Origin of the sequence: Pseudomonas sp. NFACC37-1, from assembly GCF_900101575.1 — a bacterium.
Classification (GTDB): Bacteria; Pseudomonadota; Gammaproteobacteria; order Pseudomonadales; family Pseudomonadaceae; genus Aquipseudomonas; species Aquipseudomonas fluorescens_AA.
In genome coordinates this window covers 1-6,090 of record NZ_FMUZ01000073.1, presented here as the reverse complement: position 1 = coordinate 6,090, position 6,090 = coordinate 1, and the positions used below count along the sequence as shown (strand labels likewise).

The following is a 6,090-nucleotide window of genomic DNA, read 5'->3' as shown; positions in this document are numbered from 1 at the left end:
ACATTCAGCATTGATGCAGGCAGACCCATCGCCATCGCGAGCAAGCTCGGCTCCCACAGGGCTCGGCGGTGGGGCTGCTAAATAAAATGCCGGGATGTGCCCCGCTCTTGCTCTTGCTCTTGCTCTTGCTCTTGCTCTTGCTTTTGATCTTGGGCGCCCCGTTAACCACGCTGGCCGAACGCAGGCATTGCGCAGTGGGCACCTCGGCATGGATGCCGAGGTAGCCGCGCTGGGCCATGGATGGCCCTTCGCGGCGGCCCACGGAGCAATGCCGGAGTGAGGGCACACCGAGCCTAGGCGAGGTGCCGAGTGGTGGGGCAAGAGCGTTTTGCTTACTTTTGCGCTTCTCAAAAGTGAGCCGCCGTAAGGGCGGAACCGCCAGTAGCCGTTACCGCAGAAACGGATATACACCCCCTCCAAAAGCAAGGTCCTAGGAGATTTCCTTCGAGTTGTAGCGAAGTTGGTGAACTTGTCCGGCGTCTGCCTCGTGGCTAGTCTGGGTTTGTCACTGAAAAAACGGTGACACGGACGTGCAAGTCCGAAGAAACTGTTTAGGATGCGACGCTACATCGCTCAGGGGCTTTTTTCTGCCCGCTGACTTTATGGCGGCTGCACGCAGGAGATCCTTGGATCTGCTGGGTGTCCTAAACAGGCCCGGTCTTGCACACCTGCGTACGGCCGCCACCCTCATTCGCGTGCAAGCGAACGGTGACGGTTTCCACTTAACTGTTTAGGAAATCTCTAATGTTCAAAATAACTCCGAATCCGCCAGGAAGTCCTGGCAACGCCTCCAAAAAACTCGATGAGGCCGCCGAGCGCGCCCTCGACTACTACCTCAATCCCAAACCTACCGATGAAGCCTCGGGAAAAAACCCAACCGCCCAGCTCTTCATGGTCTCCCCGGATATCGACACTGAAACCCTCCTGGCCAATGCCTCCGAAGACTTGCTGTCCATCAGCGCCATCGCCGCCGACCTGGCTGATGACGTCGACGGCTCACGCCGCAGCGTGATCCTGGCGATCAGCCGGATGGCCGATGGGGTGCAGTTGTTGGTGGAGCGGGCGATGGATCGGCTGGAGGTTCAAGCGGCGGGCTGACAGGCCTGCGGTGAATTGAAGATTGTCATCGCGAGCAAGCTCGCGATGGCGTCAGCCCTTCAGCTCTTTCCCAAACTGAAGCCGGACGCCGTTGTGGCGAGGGGATTTATCCCCGCTGGGCTGCGCAGCAGCCCTAAAACCAGTCGCCTCGGAGTGTCAGGTGGCCCACATTCAGCCAGTTGGGGCTGCTTCGCAGCCCAACGGGGATAAATCCCCTCGCCACAGCGGGTTGTGTTCTGCTCGGGCAGGCTAGATCAACCCCTTCTCATCATCGTCGATCAACCGGCTCAAGCCGCCCAAGGCTTCCCGGGCCTGGGTGCGGTCCATCAGCTTGGCCTGGGCCGCGGCTGGCAGGTCGGTGACGCGGATGACGCCTTTGCTGGTCAGCACCTGGATCAAGTCATCGAGTACCCGGATCATTTCCAGGTCGCTCTGCTTGAGCTGCTTGAGGCTGTTTTCCACCGCCTGGTTGGCGAACCAGTCCTGGATCTCGTGGTTGTCGGCCGGCAAGGTCTCGGTGGCTTCGGCGTAAGCGGTGGCTTCTACGCGCACCAGCAGGCCTTGTGCATCGCGTTGCACATAAAACATCGGGCATCCCTCATGTATGAAGCGGCGTCATGCTGGGCAGCATAGGCCAACTGTGGGGGAGTATGGAGGGTGAGGACGAAATCGTCATCCTGGGCGCAGCCATGCACGACCGCCCTGTGAAGGGCGGCCGTGAGGGCTCGGTCAGCTGTTGTTGTGATCGACCTTGATGGTCGGGTCACTGCCGGCGATCAACGAGTTCAGGTTCACGTTCGACCAGTTGTTGCCTTCGAGCTTGATCGTCACGTCCGGCGTCGCCGCGGCACCGTTGGCCCCATTGAACTGGCCGGAGGTACTGACCTGCAGCGACGACACGCCATCGACCGTGCTGATCTTCAGGAAGTGGTCGATGGTGCTGCCGGTTTCACCCTGCAACAGATCCCGCAGGTCGATCCGGTCACCTTCGCCGGCGTTGAAGTTCTTGATCACGTCGGTGCCGGTGTCGCCGGACTTCCAGACAAAGGTATCGCCCCCCAGGCCGCCGATCAGGGTGTCATTGCCCTGGCCGCCGATCAGTGTGTCGTTACCCGTGCCACCCAGCAGGATGTCATTGCCCTTGCCACCGTTGAGCGTGTCGTTGCCGCCCTGGCCGAAAATGATGTCGTTGCCGGCGCCGCCCAGCAGGGTGTCGTTGCCATCGTGGGCACCGGACACATCGAACGCGGTGTAGTGCTCGGTGATGTACTGGTGCACGTTGCTGGTGGTGACCTTGCTGACGTCCACGCCGTTCTGCTGGGCGACGAAAGCCTGGATGGCCTGGTAGCCCTCGCCGGCGATGCCGTTGAAGCTCACCAGGTCGCCGAACAGGATGTCATTGCCGTCGCCACCGTTGACCGTGTCGGCGCCCGGCAGGGTTGCTTCGGTGTGGCCGATGATCGAGTTGGCCAGGTTGTTCGGGTCGATGTTGGTCTGTGGTGTCGAGTCCGAATCGTAGGGCTTGAGGTCGTTCAGGGTCACATCACTGTTCAGGCCAATGGCTTCCACGCTGCTCAAGCCTTTGAGCAGCGTGAAGCTGTCGGTCGAGCCCGCTGCTGAATCGACATAGTTCCAGTATTCGCCATAGCCGGTGCCGCCCTGGTTCGACAGTTCAAAGGTGCCGTTGCCCTCGGCATGCACCGTGCCCACATAACTGTCGGTCCATTTCTTGCCGCTTTTGGTCGACAGGTACATCTCACCGTTTTCGTAGATGGTGTACTTGTGTGTGCTGTCGATCGTCTGGGTGTAGTACTTGCCGACGCTGTAATTGGCTGCGCTCAAGACATCATCGAGCTTGACGGTGCCGTAAAGCGTCGGATTGGTCTGTTCGCCGGTCTGGTAGTAAGTCGGCTTGCCGTCGGTAATGAAATACGTCAGGTTCTTCGCCCCGGTATTGTTCAGGGCGTCGGTGCTCTTGAAGAAGTTCGCCGTGGTCTTGAACACGTCTTCATAGTTGGTACCGCCGCCGGACACCATCGAGTCGAGTACGCCCTTGAGCAGGGTCAAGGCGTTCGGGTCGTTGAGGTTGACCGAGACCGTGTTGTTCACCTGGCTGTCGAAGTCGGCCAGGAAGATGTTCACCGTCCCGGAGTTGCTGCCCAAGCTTTGCTTGAGGGTGTTGAACACCGAGGTCAGCGAGGCCTTGGCCGCTGCGATGGACGAGTCGCTCATGCTGCCAGAGCTGTCGACCATGAAGGCGATGTTGTAGTTGACCCCCGGCACCACGGTCAGCCCGCCGATGTCGGCGACCACGATGTCGTTGCCGTCGGTGCCGGTGACGTTGTCGCTGCCAGACGTGGCGGTGACCGCGTTGTAGGTCGCCGGGTAGACGGTGACCGGGATCTGCGCCGTACTGACCGCCGAACCGCCGAGGGCTTCGGTAGAGGTCGACGTCACGGTCAGGTTGAACTGGCCGTTGTAGTAGGTCGGTGGCGTCAGGGTCAGGCTGCCCAGGTTCCAGCCGGTGACCGAGGCCTCGCCGTTGCTGCCCACGGTCGCGGTATGGCCCGCGCCGTCGCTCAGCACGCTGCCTTCCGGAATACCGCCGATCTTCACGCTCAGGCTTTCGGAGCCGTCGGTGTCGGTCAGGGCGGTGGTGATCTTCGACAGGTGCACGCTGGTGCCTTCGGCGCCTTCGTTGAGCTTGAAGCCGTCGTAGTAGCCTTCGCCGTTGGTGCCGTGCAGGTCGGAGACAGTCACGCCAGCGTTCGCCAGGTCGGTCACGCCAGTGTAGAGCGGCACGCCTGCACTGCTCAGGTCCACTGGCGTGCTGCCGTTGACCGACAGGTTCACGTCGTAGCTGCCCGGGCCGGTCTGGTTGTGGTGGTAGATGTCCAGGGTGTAGTAGCCGCTGGTGGTCGGCGTGAACGAACCGTTCAGCTTGCCGCCCGCGCCCCAGGTGATGCCCGCCACATCCTTGCCGCCAATGGTCACCAGCAGGCTGTCATCGCCCGTGCCGCTGAAGGTGTAGGTCTTGCCGGCTTCGAGGAAGATCAGGCCGGAAGTTTTCGACGCAGTGCCCGGGTTGACGTTGCTGTCGGACTGAACGTTGGTCACGTTGGTGCTGCTGTTTGGCGTGCCGGCGGCATCGATCACCGACTTGAGCGTGCCGGACGGCGCGCCGCTGCCATCGGTGCCCAGGCCCGACAGGCCGGTCCAGACTTCCTTGATCAGACCGGTGGAGGTCACGCTGTTGCCAGCCACGTTGAGGCTCGGTGCGTCGGCGACCGGCGTGATATCGATCTTCACGGTGCTGGTATTGCCCAGCGCCTGGCCGTCGGTTGGTTGGAAGCTGATTTGCGCGTAATCGGCCTTTTGATCGCCCACGCCGGTCGGGTTGCCGTTGGCGCCGGATTCGTTGGCATCGGGGGTAAAGCGCAGTTTGCCGGCGTCGATGTCGGCCTTGGTGAACGTCTGGTTGTTGGCCACGTCCTTCCAGGTTGCGCCGTCCAGGTACTGCAGCTTGCCGTCACCCGGCAGCCCGGTGATTTTCACACCCTGGCTGGCGGCGGCGCTGTCCACGTCGCTGATACCGAACGTCGACCAGCCGAGGACCAGCGAAGTGTCTTCGGTACCGGTCACCGCGCCGCCGGTGGCTACTGGTGCGTCGTTAACCCCGACCACGTTCACGGTAGTGGTCGCGGTGTTCGAGTAGTTGCTGCCGTCGGTCACCGTCACGGTGATGATGCGCGGTACGGTGCTCGGATCTTCGCTGTTGTTGATGAAGCTGATGTTCTTGATCTGCTGCATGTAGTCGGCCAGCGTCGCATTGCCCGACAGCGTCAGGACGACTTTGCCATCGGTGCTGTTGGCGTTGATGCTGATGCCGTTGACGCTGTTGCCCAGGTTCAGCGCATCGCCAGGCTGACGGTTGGTCAGCACGATGGTGGCGCCGGTCAGCATGGTGCTGTCCGGGTCGGTGATCTTCAGGTCGGTATCGGCGATGGACACGCCCGGGCCAGTGGTGCCTTCGGTGAAGGTCACCTGGTAATCGGCACCCGTCTTGCCGCTGGAGTTGTTGGCGTCCAGGTCGAGTACCGGCGGCGCATCGTTGTCGATGATCGAGGTGCTGACGCTGCCGTTGGTGCCGCTGACGCCCAGGTGTTCGAAATTGCCGCCGGTGGCCGAGTCGATCTTGACCACGAAGTTTTCGGTGCCTTCGGTGATCTTGTCGTCCAGCGTCGCCACGTTGAAGGTAGCGCTGGTGGCGTTGGCCGGGATCTTCACGGTGTAGACACCGGTGAAATCCGTACCGTCGGCGGCGGTGCCGCTGTAGACGATCTTGACGGTCACTTCCGTCTGCGCCGGGTTGGTCAGGCTGACGGTGTACGTGGCTGCCTGGCCTTCGGTGACGGACGTGCTGCCGCTAATGCTGACGGTGGTGTTGTCGACGGTATCGCCCACCGTCGTCGACGCGCCGGTCTTATCGACAGCGATGGCTTCGAGGTTGCCGCCGGAAGCCGATTTGATCGTTTCGGTGATGGACGGAGCACCGGTGTAGACATCGTTGCCAGCAGCCACATCCAATACGCCCGAGCTTGCGCCGGCGGAGATGGTGATGGTTTTGCCGCTGTCGAGGGTGACGGTGACCGGACCGTTCTGCGCGGTGACCGGTTTGCCGTCGGCACCGGTCAGGGTCGCGGTGTAGGTGATGGTGCCGTTTTCGTTCACGGTCGGTGTGGCAGTCAAGGTCACGGTGGTGGTGTCGTTGACGTCGCTGACGATGGTGCTGACTGGCGCGGTGTTCGGTGCAATGGCCTCAAGGTTGCCACCGGATGCATCTTTGATCGACTCGGTGACGGTGGTGGGGCCTTGATAGACGTCATTGCCAACGGCTACGTCCAATACGCCCGAGCTTGCGCCGGCGGCGATGGTGATGGTTTTGCCGCTGTCGAGGGTGACGGTGACCGGACCGTTCTGCGCGGTGACGGG

The 6,090-nt window shown here is 61.8% G+C and carries 2 protein-coding genes and 1 pseudogene; 1 reads left to right on the top strand and 2 read right to left on the bottom strand.

The genetic code is table 11. From position 1 onward, the window contains the following. Positions 1 to 744 precede the first annotated feature (744 nt). Positions 745 to 1,098, top strand: a complete 354-nt coding sequence (locus tag BLP82_RS29785) for a DUF6124 family protein (RefSeq protein ID WP_092177141.1) — start codon at positions 745 to 747, stop codon at positions 1,096 to 1,098. A 249-nt stretch (positions 1,099 to 1,347) separates the two neighbouring features. Here BLP82_RS29785 and BLP82_RS29780 read toward each other — a convergent pair whose 3' ends face one another. Together BLP82_RS29780 and BLP82_RS29775 are read right to left on the bottom strand one after the other, a co-directional pair. Continuing rightward, positions 1,348 to 1,686, bottom strand: a complete 339-nt coding sequence (locus BLP82_RS29780) for a hypothetical protein (RefSeq protein ID WP_053161687.1) — start codon at positions 1,684 to 1,686, stop codon at positions 1,348 to 1,350. Positions 1,687 to 1,827: 141 nt separating this feature from the next. Next, positions 1,828 to 6,090: pseudogene (locus tag BLP82_RS29775) on the bottom strand (LapA family giant adhesin); the annotation flags it as partial.

Coding starts and splice junctions, on each gene's coding strand:
- BLP82_RS29785 (WP_092177141.1), top strand. CDS start 745: ATGTTCAAAATAACTCCGAATCCGCCAGGAAGTCCTGGCAACGCCTCC.
- BLP82_RS29780 (WP_053161687.1), bottom strand. CDS start 1,686: ATGTTTTATGTGCAACGCGATGCACAAGGCCTGCTGGTGCGCGTAGAA.